Origin of the sequence: Aliihoeflea sp. 40Bstr573, from assembly GCF_024105655.1 — a bacterium.
Classification (GTDB): Bacteria; Pseudomonadota; Alphaproteobacteria; order Rhizobiales; family Rhizobiaceae; genus Aliihoeflea.
In genome coordinates, this window is sequence record NZ_JAAAMH010000003.1 from 191,136 (window position 1) to 212,397 (window position 21,262).

At 64.4% G+C, this 21,262-nt stretch carries 27 protein-coding genes; 8 read left to right on the forward strand and 19 right to left on the reverse strand.

Going from position 1 to position 21,262, the window contains the following annotated elements:
• Position 1 precedes the first annotated feature (1 nt).
• Together GTK01_RS06045 and GTK01_RS06050 are read left to right on the forward strand one after the other, a co-directional pair.
• Complete coding sequence (locus GTK01_RS06045; protein ID WP_252924959.1) at positions 2-688, forward strand: GNAT family N-acetyltransferase; 687 nt, start codon at positions 2-4, stop codon at positions 686-688.
• Positions 688-882: a hypothetical protein gene (locus GTK01_RS06050; protein ID WP_252924960.1), complete on the forward strand. Its 195-nt coding sequence runs from the start codon at positions 688-690 to the stop codon at positions 880-882. The genes GTK01_RS06045 and GTK01_RS06050 overlap by 1 nt, the downstream gene beginning before the upstream one ends.
• Here GTK01_RS06050 and GTK01_RS06055 read toward each other — a convergent pair.
• The 4 genes from GTK01_RS06055 to GTK01_RS06070 all read right to left on the reverse strand — a co-directional run bounded on the left by GTK01_RS06055 (position 872) and on the right by GTK01_RS06070 (position 4,755).
• The gene (locus GTK01_RS06055; protein WP_252924961.1) at positions 872-1,945 is read right to left on the reverse strand and encodes a nickel/cobalt transporter; all 1,074 of its coding nucleotides are present in this window, start codon (positions 1,943-1,945) and stop codon (positions 872-874) included. The genes GTK01_RS06050 and GTK01_RS06055 overlap by 11 nt on opposite strands.
• Positions 1,942-2,598 carry a DUF1007 family protein gene (locus GTK01_RS06060; protein WP_252924962.1) on the reverse strand — a complete coding sequence of 219 codons (657 nt, stop codon included), beginning with the start codon at positions 2,596-2,598 and terminating at the stop codon, positions 1,942-1,944. Before GTK01_RS06060 ends, GTK01_RS06055 begins: the two co-directional genes overlap by 4 nt.
• 73 nt (positions 2,599-2,671) lie before the next feature.
• The gene (locus GTK01_RS06065) at positions 2,672-3,571 is read right to left on the reverse strand and encodes a LysR family transcriptional regulator (protein ID WP_252924963.1); all 900 of its coding nucleotides are present in this window, start codon (positions 3,569-3,571) and stop codon (positions 2,672-2,674) included.
• Positions 3,571-4,755 carry an amidase gene (locus GTK01_RS06070; protein WP_252924964.1) on the reverse strand — a complete coding sequence of 395 codons (1,185 nt, stop codon included), beginning with the start codon at positions 4,753-4,755 and terminating at the stop codon, positions 3,571-3,573. Before GTK01_RS06070 ends, GTK01_RS06065 begins: the two co-directional genes overlap by 1 nt.
• 535 nt (positions 4,756-5,290) lie before the next feature.
• On the opposite strand from GTK01_RS06070, the gene odc2 reads away from it, so the two are divergent.
• Together odc2 and GTK01_RS06080 are read left to right on the forward strand one after the other, a co-directional pair.
• Positions 5,291-6,424, forward strand: a complete 1,134-nt coding sequence (odc2, locus tag GTK01_RS06075; RefSeq protein WP_252924965.1) for an ornithine/lysine decarboxylase — start codon at positions 5,291-5,293, stop codon at positions 6,422-6,424.
• 92 nt (positions 6,425-6,516) lie between these two features.
• Positions 6,517-7,248: a GNAT family N-acetyltransferase gene (locus GTK01_RS06080; protein WP_252924966.1), complete on the forward strand. Its 732-nt coding sequence runs from the start codon at positions 6,517-6,519 to the stop codon at positions 7,246-7,248.
• 68 nt (positions 7,249-7,316) lie between these two features.
• Here GTK01_RS06080 and GTK01_RS06085 read toward each other — a convergent pair whose 3' ends face one another.
• The gene (locus tag GTK01_RS06085) at positions 7,317-7,643 is read right to left on the reverse strand and encodes a hypothetical protein (protein WP_252924967.1); all 327 of its coding nucleotides are present in this window, start codon (positions 7,641-7,643) and stop codon (positions 7,317-7,319) included.
• A gap of 146 nt (positions 7,644-7,789) precedes the next feature.
• On the reverse strand, positions 7,790-8,068 hold the full coding sequence (locus GTK01_RS06090) for an SCP2 sterol-binding domain-containing protein (RefSeq protein WP_252924968.1): 279 nt from the start codon (positions 8,066-8,068) through the stop codon (positions 7,790-7,792).
• A gap of 150 nt (positions 8,069-8,218) precedes the next feature.
• Between GTK01_RS06090 and GTK01_RS06095 the strand changes: the two genes are divergently transcribed.
• The 3 genes from GTK01_RS06095 to GTK01_RS06105 are packed head-to-tail and all read left to right on the forward strand — an operon-like array spanning position 8,219 to position 11,765.
• The gene (locus GTK01_RS06095; protein WP_252924969.1) at positions 8,219-10,084 is read left to right on the forward strand and encodes a feruloyl-CoA synthase; all 1,866 of its coding nucleotides are present in this window, start codon (positions 8,219-8,221) and stop codon (positions 10,082-10,084) included.
• Positions 10,081-11,331 (forward strand): thiolase family protein, encoded by a 1,251-nt coding sequence (locus GTK01_RS06100; RefSeq protein WP_252924970.1) that lies wholly within the window; start codon positions 10,081-10,083, stop codon positions 11,329-11,331. Before GTK01_RS06095 ends, GTK01_RS06100 begins: the two co-directional genes overlap by 4 nt.
• 11 nt (positions 11,332-11,342) lie before the next feature.
• A complete protein-coding gene (locus GTK01_RS06105) occupies positions 11,343-11,765 on the forward strand; it encodes a thioesterase family protein (RefSeq protein ID WP_252924971.1) in 423 nt (140 codons plus the stop codon).
• Here GTK01_RS06105 and GTK01_RS06110 read toward each other — a convergent pair.
• The 3 genes from GTK01_RS06110 to GTK01_RS06120 are packed head-to-tail and all read right to left on the reverse strand — an operon-like array spanning position 11,762 to position 13,745.
• Complete coding sequence (locus GTK01_RS06110) at positions 11,762-12,271, reverse strand: MarR family winged helix-turn-helix transcriptional regulator (protein ID WP_252924972.1); 510 nt, start codon at positions 12,269-12,271, stop codon at positions 11,762-11,764. The two genes, GTK01_RS06105 and GTK01_RS06110, sit on opposite strands and share 4 nt — an antisense overlap.
• Positions 12,268-12,717: a DUF3237 domain-containing protein gene (locus GTK01_RS06115; RefSeq protein WP_252924973.1), complete on the reverse strand. Its 450-nt coding sequence runs from the start codon at positions 12,715-12,717 to the stop codon at positions 12,268-12,270. Before GTK01_RS06115 ends, GTK01_RS06110 begins: the two co-directional genes overlap by 4 nt.
• An 8-nt stretch (positions 12,718-12,725) precedes the next feature.
• Positions 12,726-13,745 (reverse strand): TRAP transporter substrate-binding protein, encoded by a 1,020-nt coding sequence (locus tag GTK01_RS06120; RefSeq protein WP_252924974.1) that lies wholly within the window; start codon positions 13,743-13,745, stop codon positions 12,726-12,728.
• A gap of 152 nt (positions 13,746-13,897) precedes the next feature.
• On the opposite strand from GTK01_RS06120, the gene GTK01_RS06125 reads away from it, so the two are divergent.
• Positions 13,898-14,695, forward strand: a complete 798-nt coding sequence (locus GTK01_RS06125; protein WP_371924280.1) for a crotonase/enoyl-CoA hydratase family protein — start codon at positions 13,898-13,900, stop codon at positions 14,693-14,695.
• Positions 14,696-14,883: 188 nt separating this feature from the next.
• On the opposite strand, the gene GTK01_RS06130 is transcribed toward GTK01_RS06125, so the two are convergent.
• The 10 genes from GTK01_RS06130 to flaF all read right to left on the reverse strand — a co-directional run bounded on the left by GTK01_RS06130 (position 14,884) and on the right by flaF (position 21,219).
• Positions 14,884-15,414, reverse strand: coding sequence for a hypothetical protein (locus tag GTK01_RS06130; protein ID WP_252924975.1), 531 nt, complete (start codon positions 15,412-15,414; stop codon positions 14,884-14,886).
• Entirely contained in the window at positions 15,411-15,821 is a 411-nt protein-coding gene (locus GTK01_RS06135; protein ID WP_252924976.1) for a hypothetical protein, read from the reverse strand. Before GTK01_RS06135 ends, GTK01_RS06130 begins: the two co-directional genes overlap by 4 nt.
• Before the next feature lie 30 nt (positions 15,822-15,851).
• On the reverse strand, positions 15,852-16,358 hold the full coding sequence (locus tag GTK01_RS06140) for a rod-binding protein (protein ID WP_252924977.1): 507 nt from the start codon (positions 16,356-16,358) through the stop codon (positions 15,852-15,854).
• Positions 16,359-16,412: 54 nt separating this feature from the next.
• The gene (locus tag GTK01_RS06145; RefSeq protein ID WP_252924978.1) at positions 16,413-16,799 is read right to left on the reverse strand and encodes a hypothetical protein; all 387 of its coding nucleotides are present in this window, start codon (positions 16,797-16,799) and stop codon (positions 16,413-16,415) included.
• 2 nt (positions 16,800-16,801) lie between these two features.
• Positions 16,802-17,560 carry a flagellar biosynthetic protein FliR gene (gene fliR / locus GTK01_RS06150; protein ID WP_252924979.1) on the reverse strand — a complete coding sequence of 253 codons (759 nt, stop codon included), beginning with the start codon at positions 17,558-17,560 and terminating at the stop codon, positions 16,802-16,804.
• A gap of 6 nt (positions 17,561-17,566) precedes the next feature.
• The gene (gene flhA / locus GTK01_RS06155; RefSeq protein ID WP_252924980.1) at positions 17,567-19,654 is read right to left on the reverse strand and encodes a flagellar biosynthesis protein FlhA; all 2,088 of its coding nucleotides are present in this window, start codon (positions 19,652-19,654) and stop codon (positions 17,567-17,569) included.
• Positions 19,655-19,752: 98 nt separating this feature from the next.
• Complete coding sequence (gene fliQ, locus GTK01_RS06160; protein WP_024587712.1) at positions 19,753-20,019, reverse strand: flagellar biosynthesis protein FliQ; 267 nt, start codon at positions 20,017-20,019, stop codon at positions 19,753-19,755.
• A 15-nt stretch (positions 20,020-20,034) separates the two neighbouring features.
• Positions 20,035-20,427 carry a flagellar hook assembly protein FlgD gene (gene flgD, locus GTK01_RS06165; protein ID WP_252924981.1) on the reverse strand — a complete coding sequence of 131 codons (393 nt, stop codon included), beginning with the start codon at positions 20,425-20,427 and terminating at the stop codon, positions 20,035-20,037.
• Positions 20,428-20,431: 4 nt separating this feature from the next.
• Positions 20,432-20,875, reverse strand: coding sequence for a flagellar biosynthesis repressor FlbT (gene flbT / locus GTK01_RS06170; protein WP_252924982.1), 444 nt, complete (start codon positions 20,873-20,875; stop codon positions 20,432-20,434).
• Complete coding sequence (flaF, locus tag GTK01_RS06175) at positions 20,872-21,219, reverse strand: flagellar biosynthesis regulator FlaF (protein ID WP_252924983.1); 348 nt, start codon at positions 21,217-21,219, stop codon at positions 20,872-20,874. Before flaF ends, flbT begins: the two co-directional genes overlap by 4 nt.
• Between the last annotated feature and the right edge of the window lie 43 nt (positions 21,220-21,262).

The following is a 21,262-nucleotide window of genomic DNA, read 5'->3' on the forward strand; positions in this document are numbered from 1 at the left end:
AATGGCGCGGGAGTTGAGCGGCTGGACGGCGCGGCCGATGCCGCCGCGGCAGGCCCATGACGGGCGCTATGTGCGGCTCGAACCGCTCAATGCGGACGATCATGGCGACCAGCTCTTCGAGGCATCGAGCGTGCCCGATGCAGGCGAGCGCATGCGCTATCTCTCCGATGTCCCGCCGTCCGACCGCTCCGCGCTGCAGCCCTGGCTCGACCGGTTCCAGGCATCGCCCGACCCGATGTTCTTCGCCTGCGTCGACAAGGCGGACGGGCGGGCCAAGGGGCGCATGGCCTTGATGCGGATCGACCGGGCGAACGGAGTGGCCGAAGTCGGTCACATCTACTGGGGTCCGCAAATGGCGAAGAGCCGGATGGCGACCGAGACGATCTATCTTCTCGCGCGCCATCTCTTCGACGAACTCGGCTATCGCCGCTTTGAGTGGAAGTGCAACGACCGCAACGTGGCATCGCGCCGCGCAGCGCGCCGCTTCGGCTTCGACTATGAAGGCGTCTTTCGCCAGCACATGGTGATCAAGGGCGAGAGCCGCGATACGGCCTGGTATGCGATGCTGGACGGCGACTGGCCGGCGCGGCGCGCGGCCTTCGAAGCTTGGCTCGACGAGGACAATTTCGACCGCGATGGCCAGCAGAAGCGGAAGCTGGAAGAGTTCGCGGCAGCAAAGAGCGAATGATGGATCGGGATACGAAAAATTCGGCGATTGCGGCGGCGGTCATCCTGGCCGGCATCGGCCTCATCGCCTATTTCATGCCGGCGATCATGCTGGCGGCGATCGAGATTTCGCCCTGGCTCGCGGGCGCGGTGGCCGGGCTTTTCCTGGTCGCGTTCTTCATGATCTTCTGGGTGCGCGGACGGTTCAGACGCTGAGGCTTGCCGTCAGGAGCGTCACGCCAAGCAGGAACACGAAGGCGGCGCCGGCGATTTCGATCGTCATGTGAATGCGGTTGCCGGTGCGCCCGTCGCCGGCGAAGGCGACGGCCCAGTTCTTGGCGGTGACGGCCATGGTGGCGAGCAGCGAAACGGTGATGGCCGTGCCGATCGCCATCGCGAAGACCGACAGGAAGCCGCCGAGCCACAGACCGTTCAAAAACGCGAAGGACAGGACGACCAGCGCGCCGGTGCAAGGGCGCAGGCCGACCGCGACGATGGCCGCCCAGGCCGTCTTCCAGCCGAAGCGGTCGCCCGTCAGAAGCGCCGGGTCGGGCGCATGGGAATGGCCGCAGGTCGCGCAGACGCCGTCATGCCCATGAACGTGCGCATGATCGTGATGGTGGTCATGCGTGCAGGCTTCGCCGTGGTCGTGGTGATGTTCATGCGCATGGTCGTGCACGGCCGCAGAGAGGGCGCGGACGGGGCGGCCCCAGACGAGGCCGGCAAGCGACGGCCCGGCCTTCTTCCACAGGAGCCATGCACCGAAGGCGGCGATCAGCGCGAAGCTAGCGATCTCGAGAAAGCGCGTGGCGTCGGTCATGGAGACGGCGGTGCCGCGCAGCATCAAATAGACCGCGCCCATGACGACGATCGCGGTGAGCGCCTGCAGCATGGCCGAGACGAAGGACAGCATCACACCGCGCCTCAGCGCCACCTCGTTCGCCAGCATGTAGGACGAGATGACCGCCTTGCCGTGGCCGGGGCCGGCGGCGTGGAAGATGCCGTAGGCGAAGGACAGGCCGACGAGCAGCCAGACGCCCGAGCCTCCGTCCCGCATGGAACGAAGGGCGCCGGTCAGCGAGCGGTAGAAATCCTGCTGCTGGGCGTTGATCCAGTTGAGCGTGCCGGCCAACACGCCCGTCGAGGGCGCAGCGACTTCCGCCGCGCCGATGCCGAGCGAGCTTTGCGCGTGGGCATGGCCGAGGAAATGGGTGGCGACATAGACGACCGCGACCCCTGCGAAGAAAACGCGCACGGTGCGCTTGGAAAGCTGCATCATCCGGACGCTCCGCAGGTGATTTCGAGACGCGTGGCGAAGAGTTTGGAATAGTCGACACCGCCGGGCTCGTTGAAGAAGGCCTCAGTCAGCGTTTGCTGGTTCTGGGCAAGCGCCTCGTCAGGGTCGGGGCGCACGACCTCCTTGGCACACGCGTCGGGCATCGAGGCGACGACGAGATTGCTGTCATCGTAGAAATCGATCGCGGTGTAGAAGGTCGGGTCGTAGACGCCGAAACGGAGATTGCCGGCAAGCGGCAGTTCCTCCACCGGCGTCGACTCGAAGAGGATGAGGAGCTGCTGGTCCTCCAGCGAGGCGACGATCCGTTCGGGCGGGGACATCTCGATGTCCTTGCCATCGGCGGTGACGAACTGGAAGTAGTCGAACTCGGCAAGCGATTCCAGGATGACCGAGCCGACCATTTCGAGCTCTTCGGCGTCGAGCTTCAGGTCCTTGTTGCGGTCGAATTCGAAGATGACGGTCGAGGAGAACAGGTCGTCAAAGCGCCAGACATGGCGCAGCGCCTGTACGTTCTCGCCCTCGGTGGCGATCTCAAGGCGCGCTTCGGCAAAGACGTGCGGATGTGCGGCAGCCGGAGCGGCGCCGGCTGCAAGCGCGCCGGTCGCAAGCAGAACAGTTCGAAAGCGGATCGCCATCATGCCCCTCGGTGATTTGCGTGGGAACAGTCTAGCAGAATCGCGGCAAGAATGGGGAGCCCGAAGGGGACGATTAGCCGCGCTCGTTTTCCTTGAACCATTGAGCCAGGAAGTCGACGAACAGCCGGATCTTGGCCGGCAGATAGCGGCGGTGCGGATAGACGGCATAGATGCCGCCGTCGCGCGGTACGTAGTCGTCGAGCACCGAAACGAGTTCGCCGCTTTCCAGTGCGGGCGCCGCGATGAAATCCGGCAAGGGCGCAAATCCGAGCCCCGCACAGGCGGCCGCGCGCGTCGTCAGCGGGCTGTTGACCTCAATCGGGCCGGAAACGGCAACGCTTGTCATCTCGCCATTGTCGCGGCGGAAAGGCCAGTTGGAGAGCCAGCGGCCATTGGTGTCGATGATGCAGGGCAGCTTGGCGAGTTCGGCCGGCTGCGTCGGAGTGCCAACGCGGGCGAGGAGTTCGGGCGAGCCGCAGATCCGAATCTGGAAAGGTGAGAGCCGCCGGGCGATCATCGAGGAATCGGCAAGGCGCGTGATGCGGATTGCCAGATCGAAGCCTTCCTCGACGAGATCGACGAAGCGGTCGTCGAGATGAATCTCGAGCGTGATGTCGGGATGAGCCTTGGCGAAGTCGACGAGCGAGCGGCCGATCGCCGCGTCGCCGAAGGTGCGCGGCGCGGTGAGTTTGATGCGACCCTTCACGTCGCCGGACGATTCGCGCACCGTCTCGGCGAGGCTGTCGATCTCGCGCACGAGTTCGGAGGCGCGCTTGTAGTAGGCGTGGCCGGTTTCGGTCAGCGAGAACTGCCGCGTCGTGCGGTTGAGGAGCAGCGCGCCGAGTTCGTCCTCCAACTCGCGGACATACTTGGACAGCAGCGCCTTGGAGCGGCCGATCTTGCGCGCGGCGGCGGAAAAGCCCTCGGCCTCCACCACGTCGATGAAGGCACGCATGCGGGTCAGGGTATCCATCAAGCGGCGTCCATGATGCGAGTGGCGAGCGCGACGAGCGCGCGGTCGAAATTGCGCGGGCCGATGAGCGATATGCCGAAGGGCGCGCCGTGGACCGTGCCGAGCGGAATCGTGATCTGCGGCAGCCCGGAAAGGCCGGAAAGGCACAAAAGCCGCAATGCGCGCTCGCGATAGTCGAGAAGCTGGTCGCCGGTGGACGCGCTCTTGGGTGCCGCGCCGGGCATGGTCGGAAGGATCAGGAGACCGTTCTCCCCGAGAAGCGCTTCGAGTTCGGCGCGGAACTCGCTTCGCTTCTTCGTCTCCTGCGTGGCCACCTCGCAGCCGAGCGTCTTGCCGAACTCGAACCGGGCGCGCACGGCAGGGTCCATGTTCCGCGTCTTCGACACGAAGTCGCCATGGACGGCCCAGGCCTCGTAGGCCTGGATGCGGCGGAACATCGAATAGAGTTCGTCGACCGAAAAGGAGAGGGCAGGGGCCTCTTTTGCGGCGCCGAGCACGGATTCGACGACGGCGACCATGCGGGCGTATTCGGCTGCCTCGTCGGGGCCGAGCACGAGCGCATCGAAGGAGGCGAGGCGCAGTGGGCGCATGGCAGGCAGCGTGACGGAGGCTTCGCCGAGCATGACATCCGCAACCTTTTCATAGGTCGTGGCGTCCTTGGCATACCAGCCGAAGACATCGAGGCTGGGGGCGAGCGGCATGGCCTTTTCGAGCGACAGCCGGCCATGGGTCGCGCGCAGCCCGATCAGCCCGCAAAAGCTCGCCGGGCCACGAACGGAGCCGCCGGTGTCCGACGCGGTCGCGATGTCGCAAAGGCCGCCGGCGACAGCGGCGGCCGAACCCGAGGACGAGCCGCCGGTGACACGGTCGCGCGCCTTCGGGTTGACCGGGTGGGGAAAGTGGACGTTCTGGCCCATCAGCGAGAAGGTCAGCTCCTCGGTCTGCGTCTTGCCGACGTAGCGCGCGCCGGCATCGAGCAGCTTTTGCACCGAGGGCGCGGTGGCCGTCGCCATCTTCAAGGCGCCGGGAAATTCGGGATTGCCGCCGCCTGTAGGGTGGCCGGCGACGTCGTAGATGTCCTTGACGCCGAGCGTCAGGCCGGCGAGCGGGCCCGTTGCGGCATGGGGAACGTCGATTGGCGGATAGTCGAGGAAGGCATTCAGGTCATCGCGTGTCGAGGTCATCGTTCAGTCTCGTTTGACATTGATCGCAAGGTCGTTCAGCGGGACCGGTTTTTCAAGGCGCGTGCAGTTTTTCGTTGAACGAATCGATGATCTTGCCTATGTACGCCTTGCCCAAAGTCGCACGTGCCTGTGGGTGTCCGCCGACCCTCGAATGGTGAGGGAACCGGTAAGGTACCTGGAACTAACCCCTCCAGTCGGTCTGACGGCCAACCGCCAGTCCGAGGACATCTTGAAGCAACGACGGTGCGGGCCTTTCTGGTGTTTTCCCGGTTGTCCAAAGACCGGGGTACTCAAAGAGGCACACCCTCATTGCCGGCAGTGCGGAGGCATTCTCCAAAGCTGAGGCAGACAAAGCGAGCATTCGCCGCAGACGGCGTTCGCTCACCGCCGCGTAAGCGCGTCACACGGTTCCGGTGTCTCCACCGGCTGGTTCCGTGTCGGCTGTCGCATACGCCCTTTGTCCACCGCCCGTCCATGGCCGCGCGCCGAAGACGGGAGCTTTAAGAAGCGGCTTTCGCCGCGATTGGAGACAAGCATGGCCACGCAGCGCGTCCTCGATTTCTTCGCCACCCGCCGTCCCTCGGGCCCTTGCCTCGTCGTCGACCTCGACGTCGTCGCCGATAATTTCCATGCCTTCGAAAAGGCGCTGCCGGACTCGAAGATCTACTACGCCGTCAAGGCCAATCCGGCGCCGGAGATCCTGCGCATGCTGGCCGGCCTCGGCTCGTCCTTCGACACCGCCTCGGTCGCCGAGATCGAGATGGCGCTCGACGCCGGCGCGACGCCTGACCGGATTTCCTTCGGCAACACGATCAAGAAGGAGCGCGACATCGCGCGCGCCTTCGAACTCGGTATCGACCTCTATGCCGTCGACAGCGTCGAGGAAGTGGAGAAGGTTGCCCGTGCTGCTCCCGGCGCCCGCGTGTTCTGCCGCGTCCTGACCGATGGCGAAGGCGCCGAGTGGCCGCTGTCGCGCAAGTTCGGCTGCGTGCCGGCGATGGCCGTCGACGTGCTGCGCCATGCCAACCGGCTCGGCCTTGCCGCCTATGGCGTCTCCTTCCATGTCGGCTCGCAGCAGACCGACCTCGGTGCCTGGGACAAGGCGCTTTCCGACGCAAAGGCCGTGTTCTCGCGCCTTGCCGATGAAGGTATCCTCTTGAAGATGGTCAACATGGGCGGCGGTTTCCCGACCCGTTACCTCAAGGACGTGCCGACCGCGCAGGCCTATGGCCAGGCGATCTTCCAGTCGCTGTCCAAGCATTTCGGCAACCGCCTGCCCGAGACAATCATCGAGCCGGGCCGCGGCATGGTCGGCAATGCCGGCACCATCAAATCGGAAGTCGTGCTGATCTCCAAGAAGGCCGACAACGACAATGTGCGCTGGGTCTTCCTCGACATCGGCAAGTTCGGTGGCCTCGCCGAAACGATGGACGAGGCGATCCGCTACCCGATCGTCACCGAGCGGGACGGCGACGAGAAGGCGCCCTGCGTGCTTGCCGGCCCGACCTGCGACTCGGCAGATGTGATGTACGAGAAGACGCCGTACCCGCTGCCGCTGACGCTGACCATCGGCGACGAAGTGCTGATCGAGGGTGCCGGCGCCTACACCACGACCTATGCCTCGGTCGCCTTCAACGGCTTCGAGCCGCTCCGATCCTACGTGATCTGAGGGGCGCGAGCCTTTCAGATCGCCCTGCCGCCGAAGACCTCGGCGGCAGGCTCGCTTGTGGAACAGACCTCCGCTCGTGAAGGATCGTGGAGATGGAATTTCAGCAGGACAATGTCGCGCCGGTAGCGCAGTTCACGATTGCCGTGGAGACGGCTGCCGACATTTGCGCGCGCGATGCGCTGCTCGACCGGGCCATGGGGCCGCGGTGGAAGAAGAAATCGTCGGAAAAGCTGCGCCGGGGGCGGTTGCCGGCCGAGGGCCTGGCCTTCGTCGCGCGCGATGCGGCAGGCGATGTCGTCGGGACGGTTCGGCTTTGGGACGTTGCGTTCGATGGAACGGGCGCAGAACCCCCACTTTATATCCCGCCCCACAAGGGGGAGGGAGGGCATCCACGCTGCGCTCCTCCTGTCGGCAGCAGTTCCGGTGAAGTCGTAGATGGGACGCTTGCGACTCCCTCCGCCATGTGGGGAGAGGGCGGCGGCCGCCTCGCGGCAACGCGTCCGCACAGGGCGCTCTTGCTCGGGCCGCTCGCGGTCGACCTGCAGGTCAAGTCGGGCGGGATCGGGTCGGCGCTGATGCGCCATGCGATCGACGAGGCGAAGCGGTTTGGCCATGGCGCGATCCTGCTCGTCGGCGACGCGCCCTATTATGCGCGGTTCGGCTTTTCGGCCGAGAGAACCGGCGAGTTGGCCATGCCCGGTCCCTATGAGCGCAGCCGGTTTCTGGCGCTGGAGTTGACGGATGGTGCGCTCGATGGCGCATCGGGCACGCTTGTCGCCGCGGGCCGCAAGCTGGTTCGCGAACGCTTGCGCGCCGTCGCCTGAAGGATCGCTCCAGATGAACAAGGGCACGCCGTGGCAGCACGGCGGGCCCTTTTGATTTTCAGGTCAGATCAGTCGGTGACGGTGTAGCTCCCCGTCTCGCAAAGGTCGCTCTCGTCGTCCAGTACGTCGCCGTCCTCGAAGACGACGCGCAGATCGTATCCGCACACGTCGCGGCCATCGGCGATCGTGATGCGTACGGCATCGCCGGCCGGCAGGATGTCCGCGCCGAGAATGTCCTCCTCCCAGTCGCCGACAGCGGTCGGCGAGGCGTAGAACTCGTGAATGTCGTAGCTCGACTGGTTGTCGAGCATGAAGACGAGATCCTCGGCGAGGAGGGGAAGCGTCATCGCGCCGGTCAAGAGCGCGGCAACGGCGGCAATCCTTCTGGATTTCATGATGGGTAATCCGGTTGACGACATCGGAGCGATGCCGGGGGCAGTCTATATTCAGGCACGCTGAAATACGAAGGCGGGGCGGCGTCTCTCCACAGACTAAAAAGGCGGCCCGAAGGCCGCCTTTTCCAAATTCTGCGGGGAACGCGTCAGATCAGCTGGCTGAGCTGCATGGCTACTGACATATCGCCCTCGACCTTGATCTTGCCGGTCATGAAGGCGGCGGTCGGGTTGAGGTCGCCGGCGATCAGCTCTTCGAAATTTTCCTTCGAGATCTTGATCGTGCAGTCGGTCGGCGCGTCGGTGGTCGACACGTTCTGGCCGTCGATCACGATGACCTCGTCGCCCATGTCGAACTTGACCGAACGGTCGAAGCCGGATGTGGCAACCTTGTCGCGCATCTTGGCGACAATCGCTTCGGTGTCCATTTCGAAACTCCTCTGAAAGAATGGGCTGATCGAGCCAATGCGTAGCAGTCGATTGACGTTTACGTCAACGACAATCGGCGTGAGCATCCCCCATCTTGCGATGCAGCGCGGATATTGTTATCACGCATAACAATAATCGGGAGGAGACCGATGCCGATCGTTTCGATGCCGGGACTGCGCCCGGTCAATATGGGCGAACTGGCGGCCGAGATGAGCCGCGACAGCGATGTGATCCGCGTGCGCGCGAAGGCATCGCTCGATCCTTATCCGCGCTCGCTGATCGACCGCCTGCGGCATTGGGCAGAAATCGCGCCCGACCGCATCTTCCTTGCCGATCGCGGGCCGGAGGGGGAATGGCGCAGGCTGACCTATTCGCAAGTTCTCGGCAAGACCCGCGCAATCGCGCAGGCGTTGATCGACCGCGATCTTTCGACCGAGCGGCCGATCGTGATCCTGTCGGGCAATTCGATCGAGCACGGGCTGATGGCGCTCGGCGCGATGATGGCGGGCATCGCCTATGCGCCAGTCTCGCCGGCCTATTCGCTCGTCTCCAGCGACCATGCCAAGCTGAAGCACATCTTCTCGCTCTTGACGCCAGGTCTGGTGTTCGCGGCCGATGGCGCACCGTTCGCCAAGGCGCTCGATGCGGTGATGACGCCGGAGCTGGAACTCGTCGTCGCACGCGACGCACCGGTGGGGCGCGAAGCGACGATATTCGACGACCTTCTGGCGACCGCGCCGAGCGACGCCGTCGCGGCGGCGGAAGCGCAATTGACGGGCGATACGGTGGCGAAGTTCCTGTTCACCTCCGGCTCGACGGGGATGCCGAAGGCGGTGATCAACACGCACCGCATGATGGCCTGCAACCAGGTGATGATCGCGACCGCGCTTGCGTTCCTGAAGGACAAGCCACCGGTCATGGTGGACTGGCTACCGTGGAATCACACGGCCGGCGGCAACCACAATTTCGGCATCGCGCTCCACAATGGCGGGACGCTCTATATCGACGACGGCAATCCCACGCCGGCGGGCATCTTGAAAACCGTGCGCAATCTCGAGGAGATCGCGCCGACGCTCTATTTCAACGTGCCGAAGGGGTTCGAGATGCTGGCCGAGCATCTCGCGAAGAACGACAGGCTGCGCGAAACCTTCTTCTCCAGGGTCGAGCTTCTGCAATATGCAGGCGCAGGGCTTGCCCAGCATGTGTGGGATGCGCTCGAACGCCTCGCGATCGAGACGACGGGCCACAAGATCATGATCGTCACCGGCTATGGCTCCACGGAGACCGCGCCCTTCGCCTCGACCACGACATGGCCGGTGGGGCGACCGGGCGAGGTGGGGCTGCCCGCGCCGGGGCTGGAACTGAAGCTGATACCGGACGGCGAGAAGCTGGAGCTGCGGCTGAAAGGCCCCAGCATCACGCCAGGCTATTGGCGCCAGCCGGACAAGACTGCCGAGTGCTTCGACGAGGAAGGGTTCTACAAGATCGGCGACGCGCTGAAATTCGTCGACCCCGACGACGTCAACAAGGGGTTCCTTTTCGACGGGCGCGTGTCGGAGGATTTCAAGCTGTCGACCGGAACGTGGGTCAACATGGCCGGCGTGCGCGGAGGATTGATCTCGGCTTGCGCGCCCTATGTCCGCGACGTGGTTCTGACCGGGCTCAACGCCAACCATATCGGGGCGCTGCTGCTGCTCGATTTCGACGCGGCCCGCAAGCTCGACGCATCGCTTGGCGGTGCGGACGAGAAGACCGTCGCGCACCATCGGGCGGTGCGCGGCGAAATCCAGAAACGCCTCGACGCGCTGGCGGCGAAGTCGACAGGAAGTTCGAACCTCGTTGCCCGCGCCATCATCCTCGACACGCTCCCCTCGATCGACAAGCATGAAGTGACCGACAAGGGCTCGATCAACCAGCGCGCCGTGATGGCCGCGCGGGCCGAACTGGTCGATGATCTTTATGCCGAGCCGTCTCCGGCCCACGTTATTACCGCCAACCGAAAGGCAGCCTCATGACGCAGCATCGCGGACTTCGCTATTCCTTCGAGGATGCCTGGCTCTATGACGGCATCCGCACGCCGTTCGTCGATTACACGGGCGCCTTCGCGGACGTCTCGCCGATCGACCTCGGCATCAAGGCGGCGCGCAGTGTGATCGAGAAGACCGGCATTTCGCCGGACGAGATCGACACGACGATTGCCGGCTCGATGGCGCAGGCTTCGTTCGACGCCTACATGACGCCGCGCCATATCGGGCTTTACGCAGGTGTGCCGGTCGACCGGCCGGCCCATCTCGTCCAACGCATCTGCGGCACCGGCATCGAGGTGATCCTGCAGGCGGCCGACATGGTGGAGCAGGAGCGGGCCGGCGTGGTGTTGTGCGCGGGCGCCGAATCCATGAGCCGCAACCCCGTTGCCGCCTACACGCACCGCAACGGCTTCAAAATGGGCCAGGTGGCCTTCAAGGATTTCCTCTGGGAAGCGCTGCTGGACCCGGCGTGCTCCTGCACCATGGGCGACACGGCGGAGAATCTTGCGCGCGATTACCAGATCACCCGCGAGGAGGTGGACCGCTTCGCCGAGCGCTCGTTCGCGCGCGCGGTGAAGGCGCAGGAGAGTGGGTTCCTGGCCGGCGAGATCGTGGACGTGAAAAGCGAGACGTTCACGGCCGAGGGCTTCAACGACCGTAGCATTCGCCTGCCGCGCAAGGTGGAGGCGGTGACAGTGGATAGCCACATCCGTCCGTCGCCCTATGAGGCATTGGCGAAGATCCGGCCGGCTTTCGGCGGTGTGCAGACCGGCGGCAATTCGTCGGCCGTCGTCGACGGCGCGGCGGCTTCGCTGGTCGGGTCGAAGGCCCAGGCTGCAAAGAACGGCATCACGCCGATCGCGCGGATCGTTGCCGGCGCAAGCGTCGGCGTGCCGCCGCACATCATGGGCATCGGACCGGTGCCGGCAATCCGCGCCGTTCTCGAAGAGGCCGGATTGACCCTCGACCAGATCGACCGGATCGAGATCAACGAGGCGTTCGGCGCGCAGATCATGGCCTGCATTCGCGAACTCGGGCTCGACGAAGACAAGACCAACGTCAATGGCGGCGCGATCGCGATCGGGCATCCGCTGGGCGCGACGGGCGTGCGCATCACGACCACGGTGGCGCGCGAGTTGCAGCGCTCGGGCGGGCGGTACGGCATCGCGTCGGCGTGTATCGGCGGCGGGCAGGGGATTGCCGTGCTGGTCGAGAACGTGGCCTCCGGCGCGTGAAGGGAACACGGATGCTGACCAATACGCGCGAAGTCGAGCTCGAATGGGGCGATTGCGATGCCGCGGGGATCGTTTTCTATCCGCGCTATTTCGCCATGTTCGACGCGTCCACCGCCTATCTCCTGGAAAAGGGGCTCGGCATGAAGAAGATCGCGTGGACGAAGAAGTTCGGCATCGTCGGCATTCCGATGGTCGACACCGGCGCGAAGTTCTCCATTCCGTCGCGCTATGGCGACGTCATCGCCATCGAGAGCACCATCAAGGACATTCGCCGCTCGAGCTTCGACGTCGCGCACCGGGTGCTGAAAGACGGAAAGGTGGCCATCGAGGGGCATGAGACGCGGGTCTGGACGGGACGCGATCCCGATGATCCGGCGCGCATCAAGGCCGTCGCCATGCCGGACGAGGTTGTCGCTGGGCTTTCCGGGAATTAGTCCCGCGCGACGACGCGGTCGAGGAGTTCGATCAGCCGGTCGCGCTCTTTCGGTCCGCCGAGCTTTTCGACCAGCCTTTCCTCATGCGCGGTCCAGACCGCCATCATCTTGCGCACGAACCTCACGCCTTCCGGCGTCAAATGTAGCGAGTGCGAGCGCTTGTCGGTGTCGGCCTTGCGCCGTTCGGCCAGGCCGCGCCTTTCCAGGCTGTCCATCAGCGCGACGAAGTTGGCGCGCTTGATTCCCAGTTCCTCGGCAATCTCGGTCTGCTTCAAACCGGGCCGTCGCGCCATGACCGAGAGCACGGAGAACTCGGCCGGACGCAGCTTCATGCGCGTGAAGCTCTCGATGAAATCCTGGAAGACATAAAGCTGAGCGCGGCGCAGCCTGTATCCGATGATAGTCTCGAGCGCCGGGATGCCCTCGACGTCCGTCGCTGTCAGTTCATCAAGGCGTGGACGGCCTCGTTTGGCGGCTTCCGGCGGTCTCGTCGTTGCATCGCTCATAGGACCTCGTAGAACGCAATCTTCACGCAGTCGGCCTCGCGCGCGCCCGAGCCGACGAAAATCGTCCGGTTGAGCCAGGCGTAGCGCGCATCGCCCGTCTCGAATCGCGGTTGCGTGCGCATATAGTAGCGCATCGGGTCGACATCCTCGCCCTTGGCCAGCGCTTCAAGCACGTCGGCCGGACCGTGACGGTAGCCGAAATTGCGGATGTCTATGACCGCACCATCGTGCGTTTCCATCGCATAGCGCGTGTCGAGCTCGGCCGAGCCGTCGGCGAAGACCGTCTGCCAGTCCGCGCCGAGGTTCAGGATGCGGCCGGCCAGACGCTGCCCGGTCACGGTGCCGCCGACGATCGGGATCATGCGGCGGCGGCCGCGCGGGGAAAGGCCGAGCTCGATCGGGGGAGCGAGCTCGACCCTCAGGTCGCACAGATGCGCAAGGCGCATGTCGTCCATCACTCGTAAAGCGCGTCGTGGCGGGTCAGCGCCTCGCGGTAGCTTTCGTACAGCTCGTCCGGATTGCCGCCGACGGCGGTCACCTCGGCGCGCCAGTCGTCGAGAAGCGGCGCGGCCGCGTCACGCCAGAGCTGGACCTCCTCGGCCGTCGGCTCGTAGAGCGTGTGGCTCTCGTCGGCGATCATCTTGTCGCGGCCCGATGCCTCGTTGTCCGCCCACCCCTCGGAGAAACGGCCCGACCATTCAGGCGTGCAGTGGTCGTCAATGACCTTGCGGTTCTCCTCCGACATCCCCTCATAGACCGACTTGTTGAAAAGGAGCATCTGTGAGGAAATGTAGAACGGCATGTCGAGATGGTACTTTGTCTCCGAATCGATGCCGAATATGTAGATGGAGTTCCAGGGAAAGGTCATCGCGTCGGCAGTGCCACGCGCGATCGCCTCTCGGGCCTCGGGGGCGGAGACTTGGATCGACGTGCCGCCGAGCCGCGCCACGAGCTTCGCCATGGTCGCGTGCGCCGGGCGGATGTTCTTGCCGCGAACGTCCTCGGGCACCTTGATCTCGGTCTTGGAATGGATCGTGCCCGGATCATGCGGGTTGATCAGGCAGAAATAGACTTCGGACATCTCCGTTTCGGCGATCGGGTCGTACCATTCGTGAAGCGCCACCGCGCCGCCCTTGGCGTTGGCGACGTGGAAAGGCACCTCGGCGAGGCCATAAATGGGGAAGCGGCCGGCATTATAGCCGGGATTGACGTAGCCGATGTCGGCGATGCCATCGCGCGTCATGTCATAATGGTCGGCCGGCGCGCCAAGCTGGCTCGAGGGGAAGATGGTGATGCCGATGCGCCCTTCCGAGGCTTCCGAAATCGACTGAATCCATTCCGTCATCGCGATTTCCTGCACCGGATGCGTCGGCGGCAGCCAGTGGGCGAGCCGGAGATTCACCTCTTCCTGCGCATAGGCGCCGGTCGATGTGCCGACGAGCGCCGCCAAAATTGCGGTCTTCACGAGCTTCATGATGTCCTCCCAGACAGATTGGCCAGACTGGCCTGCCGAACCAAGCGGCCGGTTTCCTCCCTGCCAGCTTGAATGAAATTCGATTGTTATGATACAGAACAATTAAATCAAGCAAAAAGGGGGCGGACGGGCCGCCTGCGAGGGAAATCGACATGAATGCGATGACGGGTACGTCGAAGGGTGGGGCGGACGACGTCCTGCATGTGAAGATTGATGGACGCATCGCTCATCTGACCTTCAACCGCCCGGCAAAGCGCAACGCCATCAACGACGCGACGCTGGCCGCGCTCGACGCATTCTTCTCGGACGTCCCGCAGGGTGTTCGTGCAATCGTGCTGTCGGGTGAAGGCGGACATTTTTCCGCCGGGCTCGATCTGTCGGAACAGTCCGAGCGCGAGGCGGCTGAAGTGCTGCGCCACTCGCGCGGCTGGCACGCGATCATGGACAAGATCCAGCTTTCGGGCGTGCCGGTCGTCTCCGTGCTGACCGGCGCCGTGATGGGCGGCGGGCTGGAGATCGCGGCGGCCACGCATGTGCGGGTCGCCGAGCCATCGGCGAAGTTCCAGCTGCCCGAAGGCAAGCGCGGCATCTTCGTGGGCGGCGGCGCGACCGTGCGCGTGGGCCGCATCATCGGTCCGGACCGGATGACCGAGATGATGCTGACGGGCCGTCTCTACACGGCTGAAGAGGGCGAGCGGCTGGGCCTCGCACACTATCTCGTCGGCGAGGGCGAGGGGCTGGAAAAGGCCTTCGCGCTTGCCAGCGACATCGCCGACAATGCGTCGCTGGTCAACTATCTCATCATCCAGTCGATCGCGCGCATCAACGACATGTCGCGAAGCGACGGGCTCTATGCGGAAAGCCTGAGCGCAGCGCTGTCGCAGACGGGGGCGGATGCGAAGGAAGGGCTGATGGCGTTTCTGGAGAAGCGGAAGCCGAATTTCAGATAGGTTTTTGCGAAGGGGACCCCCACCCTTTATCGCTCCCCACAGGGGGGAGGGAGAGCATCGGCGTCGATGCTAACCGTCAAGCTTGGTGTCAAGCCGAAGGGTAGCGCGATGCGCTGACGGCTCCCTGCCCCTTGTGGGGAGGGATACAGGGTGGGGGTCAATTCGAAAAACCCCGTCCGGGCATCACATCAACGCCCGCCATCCGCCTTCTTCGGCTCGGCCTGAGCGGCGGCGGTGGCGCTGTCCCAGCCGCGGAAGCTTGCGCGGCGGATGTCGGCCTTTGACAGATAGTCGACCTGTTCGATCAGGACTTCCGTAATCAGTTCCTCGCCGATCTTCGCATTGACCGCGTCGCGCAAGCCGGCGCGGAAGGCGTCGATGTCGAGCGCCTCCACGTTCGAGAAATCGAGGGAAGGATCGGCGTAAAGCTTGGTATAGACCGCGTCGGTCAGCATTGCGTCGGCCGGGAGGACGAGCTGCTTCAGGCGCTCGGCGGGGGCGGTGAAGACGAGACGGGCAAGGAAGTAGCCGTCGACCTCGCCGTTCTTCAGCTGCGGCACCGAGACGACATTGAGCCGGACATAGTCGAGACCGCCGAAGGCTCCGGCTTCGGGGGCGGGCGCTGCCGCCTCGACCTCGCCGGCCTGCTGGAAGGCGTAGAAGACGGAGCCCGCCGTTGCGGCGGCGATCCAGATTGCGGCTGCTACGAGCTTGATCATCTGCGCTTAGCTTCCGGGAATTCGGCCTGCGAATAGGTGCCGTCGGCCTCCGCGTCCTGCAGGGCGGTCTTGACCAGCGTGGCCACTTCGGTGACCGCTTCGAGATGGGCGACGATGGCGCCCTGATTGACGGCGAGCTTGTCGCGCAGGCGCTCGATCTGGGGCCGGAACGAGGCGATGAGGGCCTCATCGTCCTGACCGCGGATCGCCCGGGTCAGGTCGTAGAGATGGCGGCTCTTGCGCGCGTTCGACGCGGCGATGTCGAAGTTCATGTCGGTCCGGATACCGGCGGTCTCCGTTTCGATCGCGTCTTCAATGCGCGCCAGAATGGTACCGAGATCGGCCGGCTTGGAACCGGGACGCATGCGGGGCGCGGGGGAAAGTACGGGTGCTGCAAAACTGGTCATCGTTGGCAATCCTGACTCATCGCAAAGTGCTTAACTGTCGAAAAGGCTCGTGTCCGCATCAGCCCGGCCGGGCTGCAGCGCCATGCGCTGGGCCTCGTGCAGGATCGATTGGGTGACCAGCGAGCGGCCGGCGGCGTCGAGCGCGGCATGGTCCTCGGCGCGTCCGTAGTAATTCTTCAAGATGCGGTCGGCGACGCCGATGCCGCCGCTATCGGCCATGACGCCGGCAATCTTTTCGGCCATCATCGAGCGCCACATGTCGCCTGCAAGCCCCTTGCCGAAGACCGCCTCGCTTTCCTCGGGGAGCATCGACTGGATGAAGCTTTGGAGCATCATCGCCTCGAACTTGCGAAAGGCTTCCGGCGTCGCGTCAGCGTCCTTTGTCGGGAAGGGCGCGGCCGGCGCGGCGACTTCGAAGCCAGGCGCCGCATTCGTCGAGGCGCGGGCTGCAAGGCGCTCGCGCGCGGCCGCCACGTCATCGGCGGTTGCGGCGCGGGCAACGTCCAGCACGATGTCGACGGGCGGGCTGATGGCCAAGAAAATCCTCCATGTGGTGCATCACGACTATCGTTCAGGAAGCTTGTGGCAGCCTTACTTCGGCTTTGCCGGCTGTCGGGAGAGCGCTTCGGTCCGGTCGCGCTCCTCGGCGGCGCGCTCGTCCGCACGGCGCGAGATGCCGACTTCGCGAGCGACCACGTCGACGCGTGCCGACGCCTTGGCAACGCGCAGGCCCTCGACATGGGCGTTGGCCAGATGGTGCTGCTTGGCCGCCGTCGCCGAGGCCACGCGGGCGTGGTAGACCTCGGGAAAGACGCTTGCCAGCGAGCCTTCGGCGTTGAACGCCTTGACCACGTCTTCCGCCTCCTCCGCGGCGAAGCGGGCATTTGCCGTGTGCATGGCCTGACGGGTCTCGTGAAGTTGCTTCAGCTTTTCCTGCAGGACGAGGACGTTGGCCAGGCGGTCGGTGCGGCGCGACATGGCTATCTCGCAATCGTGGAAGGGAGGAAGCCGTCGACCGCCAGCGAAAGGAACGGGCCGATGGCGAACCAGGCAAGGATCAGGCCGCCGGCAAGCACGAAGGGCAGCGAGACGAAGTAGATCGGGATTTGCGGCGTCAGCTTGTTGATGAGGCCGACGGCGAGGTTCACGAGGATCGCATAGGCGATGAAGGGCGAGCCGAGACGCAGCATGACAAGAAAGGCCTGCGACAACGTGTCGGTCATGTCGGCCAGGGCAGAGGCGGGGTCGTAGAGCGTGTCGACCGGCGCGACCTGGTAGGAATCGACCAGCGCCCGGATGATCTCGTGGTGGAAGTTGAAGACGAAGAGCAGGAGCAGGACCGACAGCGAGATGATCGCGCCCAGCGCACCCTGTGGGTCCGGCTCTTCGATGGCGGTGCCGCCCATGGCGTTGAAGCCCGACATCATGCCCATGGCCGCGCCGATGAACTGCACGGCAAGGAGGTAGAGCCGGGCCAGAAGGCCGATCAGCGCGCCGATCAGCACTTCCGACACGATCAGGAGCAAGAGCGCGTCCGGCCGCGAGGAGACGAAGGGGACGAGAAAGTCCCAAAGGTGGGCGAGCAGCGCGAAGGTGACGGCGGCTGCGGTGAAGAGCCTGATCTGCATCGGCACGCGGATGCTCGACAGGCCCGGCATCAGCATGAAGCACGCGCCGATCCTGCAAAAGGCCAGGAAGGCGGCGATGACGATGGCGTCGAGGGAGGCCGGCAGGTCCATCGAGGCCTACGAGACCGAGCCCAGCACCTTGATCTCGACGCCGCGCGCGATCTCGACATGGGAGAGCACGGGCAGGGTGGAGAACAGGCGCTCGATGATCATGCGGACATAGGGACGGGCCTCGGGCGCGGCGACGACGACGAAGCGCTCGCCCTTTTCCATCTGTTCGCGGATCGCCTTCGACGCCTGGTCGCCGAACTCCTCGAGCTGGCGCGGGTCGATGTCGAACTCGCGCACCTCGCCCTTGGCGTCGCGCTTGAGGCTCTGGTGGAAGGCGAGGTCCCAGCGGTTGCCAAGACGCATGACCTTGAGAACGCCACCCTCGGCGAGATCACCGCAAATCTGCTGCGCCATGCGGATACGCACATGCTCGACGATCTGCTCGGTGCGGCGGACATGCGGTGCGATCTCTGCGATGGCCTCGATGATGAGATGGAGATTGCGGATCGAGATGCGCTCGGCAAGCAGCAGCTTGAGAACGGCCTGCAGGCCCGGATAGGTGATGTGCGAAGTGCAGATCTCGTCGGCGAGCTTCTTGTATTCGGCGTCCTGCCGGTCGAGCAGCGCCTTCATGTCCTTGTAGGAAAGAAGCTGCGGCAGGTTGTTGCGAATAACCTCCGAAAGGTGGGTCAGCAGAACCGACATGTTGTCGACGCCGGTCAGTTTCTCGCGCTTGACGTCCTCGGCGAACATTTCCGGCACCGAGAAGGCGCGCATTCCGAAGGCCGGTTCGCGCACTTCCTCGCCAGGCAGCGGCGGGGGCGCGCCGTTGCCGACCAGAACCATCAGTTCGCCGACGCGCATCTGGTATTCGGCGACGACGGTGCCGTGGATCTTGATCTGGTAGCTCTTTGGCGGGATCGAGAAGTCGTCCGTCAGTTTCACCTCGGGCACGACGAAACCGTATTGCGAAGCGAACTTCTTGCGCATCTTGCCCATGCGGAAGGCGAGTTCCTGATGCGAGGTCAGTAGCTTGGTCGAAAGCTGCTTGCCGATCAAAAGCTCGATTTCGGCGGTGCGCAGCGAGGATTTGACGGACTGCTTCTCCTCCTCGTCGCGGTCAGCCTGCGCCTTCTGCTGCACGGCGAGCGCCGCATCCTTGTCGCGCTGGCGCTGACGCGGGATGACATAGGCAAGCGTTGCGAGCGCACCGCCGAGAAAGGCGAAGGGCAGGAAGGGCAGACCGGGCATCAGGCCGAGCGTCAGAAGCAGGATCGCGGCGACGAAGAGCGCCCGCGGATAGGCGCCAAGCTGGCCGAACACGGCCTTGTCGGTGGAGCCGCGCGTGCCGCCCTTCGAGACGAGAAGGCCGGCGGCGAGGGAGACGATCAGGGCGGGAATCTGGGTGACGAGACCGTCGCCGACCGACAGCTTGACGAAGACGTCGGCCGCCTCGCCGATCTGCATGTCGTGGCGGGCATAGCCGATGGCGATGCCGCCGACAATGTTGATCGCCGTGATGATCAGCCCGGCGATGGCGTCGCCGCGCACGAATTTCGAGGCACCGTCCATGGAGCCGAAAAAGGAGGATTCCTCTTCCAGCTCGCGGCGGCGAAGCTGCGCCTCCTTCTCGTCAATCAGGCCGGCCGAAAGGTCGGCGTCGATGGACATCTGCTTGCCTGGAATGGCGTCGAGGGTAAAGCGGGCGCCCACCTCGGCGATACGCGTCGCGCCCTTGGTGATCACGATGAAGTTCACCACGATCAGGATCAGGAAAACGATCAGGCCGATGACGAAGTCGCCCGCCATGACGAGATTGGCAAAGCCGCCGATGACGTGGCCCGCGGCGTGCGTGCCCTCGTTGCCATGGGAGAGGATGACGCGCGTCGTGGCGATGTTGAGCGACAGGCGCAGCATGGTCACGATCAGGAGGACGGTCGGAAAGGCGGAGAATTCGAGAGGTCGCTGAATCCAGAGCGACACCATCAGAACGAGGACGGAAACCGCGATGGAGAAGGCAAGACCAAGATCGATGAGGAATGCCGGGATCGGCAAGAACAGAACGGCAAGAATGACGATGATGCCGAGCGCAAAGCCAATGTCGCGGCCATTGTTGCGGATCGGAGCCGCGCCCAGTGCTTCATTCATCGCCATATGGTTCGTCCATGCCTGATACGGCCGCGGTGCGGCCGGAATGACAGGACGCTAGAGGATGAAGCTTGCGCGAAAGGTGTGGAGCGGTGCGGCCCGTATCAGAAGCCGCTTTCGATGCGCTGGAAGATGACCGTGGAGAAACTCGAGATCTGGGCGCCAACGAAGGGACCGGTGAGCGCGACGGTCAGCAGGATCGCGACGATCTTCGGGACGAATGTCAGGGTGATTTCCTGGACCTGGGTCAACGCCTGGACGAGCGCGATGCCGACGCCGACGGCCATGCCGACCACGACCGCCGGGCTCGACGCGACGAGCACGACCCAGATGGCATATTGGACGATGTCTAGCGCGTCGGCTTCATTCATGGCGTTCGGTTCTGATCAGCGGATGGTGACGCCCGGCAGAATGGGGATCTGGCCACCCGATTCCAGCACGGCGACGACGCCGTCGGAGTAAAGCTTGATTTCCTTGACCGTGCCAGTGACCGAACCGTCGTGGCTGACGACTTCGCGGCCGATCAGTCCGCTCGCCTGCGACAGGGCTGACGCCTGGAGGATGTCGTCGAGCTTCTTGTTCATCTGCACCTGCTGCTCGACCTGGCTGAAGGTGGCGAGCTGGGCGACGTACTCAGTCGACTCCATCGGCGCAGTCGGGTCCTGGTTCTTCATCTGCGCGACGAGAAGCTTCAGAAAGGATTCGTAGTCGACGGTGGCGGCGCTTTTGGCGCTGGTTGGGCTTGCCTGGCTGGCGCTGGTCAGGGCTGCAACATTCATCGCGTCATTCTCCGGCAAGCAATTGGGGTTGGGGCGCGGAACGGAAGGGAAGGGGCGTCGCGCCCAGGATCTTGTCCTCAAGCGGGAACAGGGCGCGCAGCATCTTCATCGCATCGTAAACCTGGCCCTCGGCGACGAGCTGGTCGATCTGCTTCAGGTCGGCCCTGATCGTGGCGGAGGAGAAGGAGTCGATGAGGCGAGGCAGCGACTTGCGGAACATGGCGCGCGCGTCCTCGGCCTCCTGCGGGCTCATCAGCATGATCTGGACGATGAAATAGAGCTGGCGAAGCGGCGTGCGCGCGGCTTCCGGCTGCATGACGTGGTTCTCGAGGAGGAACTGCACGTCGTTGAGGAATTCGAGGGATACCTTTCGGTCGGCGCAGATGACCGCGCCGTTGACGTAGATCTTCTCGCCGGGTTTCAGCGTGATCTTCAAAGTGTTCTTCATTGCAATCCGTCCCGGATTATCTCGGAGACCTCGATCAGGCCATCGAAATTCTCTGAGCGGCCCTGGCGGATTTCCTCGCCTTCGCGCAGGAGCCACAGGCCGATGGAGATGAGGTTGGCGCGCAGTTCCTTGGGCAGCGCGTTCTCCGCGGAGCCCAGATCTTCGATGAACGTGGTCCACACGCGGTTCATGAAATAGATCGCTTCGATCGACTTCATCGACCGCACGCCGGCATCGCGCGCCTCGACCAGAAGGTCGATCGACCGCGCCAGCACCTGCTTTTCGCGGTCGCGCGCATCCGCGACGGAATCGGTCTGAATGTCAGCGTAGGCGAATTGGTACATCAGCAGGCCGATCTTTCTATGCTTGTGACGTTGAGCGGTGTCA

Excerpts from the sequence above, each read along its gene's own strand:
- GTK01_RS06045 (WP_252924959.1), top strand. The coding sequence starts at position 2 with ATGGCGCGGGAGTTGAGCGGCTGGACGGCGCGGCCGATGCCGCCGCGG.
- GTK01_RS06050 (WP_252924960.1), top strand. The coding sequence starts at position 688 with ATGGATCGGGATACGAAAAATTCGGCGATTGCGGCGGCGGTCATCCTG.
- GTK01_RS06055 (WP_252924961.1), bottom strand. The coding sequence starts at position 1,945 with ATGATGCAGCTTTCCAAGCGCACCGTGCGCGTTTTCTTCGCAGGGGTC.
- GTK01_RS06060 (WP_252924962.1), bottom strand. The coding sequence starts at position 2,598 with ATGGCGATCCGCTTTCGAACTGTTCTGCTTGCGACCGGCGCGCTTGCA.
- GTK01_RS06065 (WP_252924963.1), bottom strand. The coding sequence starts at position 3,571 with ATGGATACCCTGACCCGCATGCGTGCCTTCATCGACGTGGTGGAGGCC.
- GTK01_RS06070 (WP_252924964.1), bottom strand. The coding sequence starts at position 4,755 with ATGACCTCGACACGCGATGACCTGAATGCCTTCCTCGACTATCCGCCA.
- odc2 (WP_252924965.1), top strand. The coding sequence starts at position 5,291 with ATGGCCACGCAGCGCGTCCTCGATTTCTTCGCCACCCGCCGTCCCTCG.
- GTK01_RS06080 (WP_252924966.1), top strand. The coding sequence starts at position 6,517 with ATGGAATTTCAGCAGGACAATGTCGCGCCGGTAGCGCAGTTCACGATT.
- GTK01_RS06085 (WP_252924967.1), bottom strand. The coding sequence starts at position 7,643 with ATGAAATCCAGAAGGATTGCCGCCGTTGCCGCGCTCTTGACCGGCGCG.
- GTK01_RS06090 (WP_252924968.1), bottom strand. The coding sequence starts at position 8,068 with ATGGACACCGAAGCGATTGTCGCCAAGATGCGCGACAAGGTTGCCACA.
- GTK01_RS06095 (WP_252924969.1), top strand. The coding sequence starts at position 8,219 with ATGCCGATCGTTTCGATGCCGGGACTGCGCCCGGTCAATATGGGCGAA.
- GTK01_RS06100 (WP_252924970.1), top strand. The coding sequence starts at position 10,081 with ATGACGCAGCATCGCGGACTTCGCTATTCCTTCGAGGATGCCTGGCTC.
- GTK01_RS06105 (WP_252924971.1), top strand. The coding sequence starts at position 11,343 with ATGCTGACCAATACGCGCGAAGTCGAGCTCGAATGGGGCGATTGCGAT.
- GTK01_RS06110 (WP_252924972.1), bottom strand. The coding sequence starts at position 12,271 with ATGAGCGATGCAACGACGAGACCGCCGGAAGCCGCCAAACGAGGCCGT.
- GTK01_RS06115 (WP_252924973.1), bottom strand. The coding sequence starts at position 12,717 with ATGCGCCTTGCGCATCTGTGCGACCTGAGGGTCGAGCTCGCTCCCCCG.
- GTK01_RS06120 (WP_252924974.1), bottom strand. The coding sequence starts at position 13,745 with ATGAAGCTCGTGAAGACCGCAATTTTGGCGGCGCTCGTCGGCACATCG.
- GTK01_RS06125 (WP_371924280.1), top strand. The coding sequence starts at position 13,898 with ATGAATGCGATGACGGGTACGTCGAAGGGTGGGGCGGACGACGTCCTG.
- GTK01_RS06130 (WP_252924975.1), bottom strand. The coding sequence starts at position 15,414 with ATGATCAAGCTCGTAGCAGCCGCAATCTGGATCGCCGCCGCAACGGCG.
- GTK01_RS06135 (WP_252924976.1), bottom strand. The coding sequence starts at position 15,821 with ATGACCAGTTTTGCAGCACCCGTACTTTCCCCCGCGCCCCGCATGCGT.
- GTK01_RS06145 (WP_252924978.1), bottom strand. The coding sequence starts at position 16,799 with ATGTCGCGCCGCACCGACCGCCTGGCCAACGTCCTCGTCCTGCAGGAA.
- fliR (WP_252924979.1), bottom strand. The coding sequence starts at position 17,560 with ATGGACCTGCCGGCCTCCCTCGACGCCATCGTCATCGCCGCCTTCCTG.
- flhA (WP_252924980.1), bottom strand. The coding sequence starts at position 19,654 with ATGGCGATGAATGAAGCACTGGGCGCGGCTCCGATCCGCAACAATGGC.
- fliQ (WP_024587712.1), bottom strand. The coding sequence starts at position 20,019 with ATGAATGAAGCCGACGCGCTAGACATCGTCCAATATGCCATCTGGGTC.
- flgD (WP_252924981.1), bottom strand. The coding sequence starts at position 20,427 with ATGAATGTTGCAGCCCTGACCAGCGCCAGCCAGGCAAGCCCAACCAGC.
- flbT (WP_252924982.1), bottom strand. The coding sequence starts at position 20,875 with ATGAAGAACACTTTGAAGATCACGCTGAAACCCGGCGAGAAGATCTAC.
- flaF (WP_252924983.1), bottom strand. The coding sequence starts at position 21,219 with ATGTACCAATTCGCCTACGCTGACATTCAGACCGATTCCGTCGCGGAT.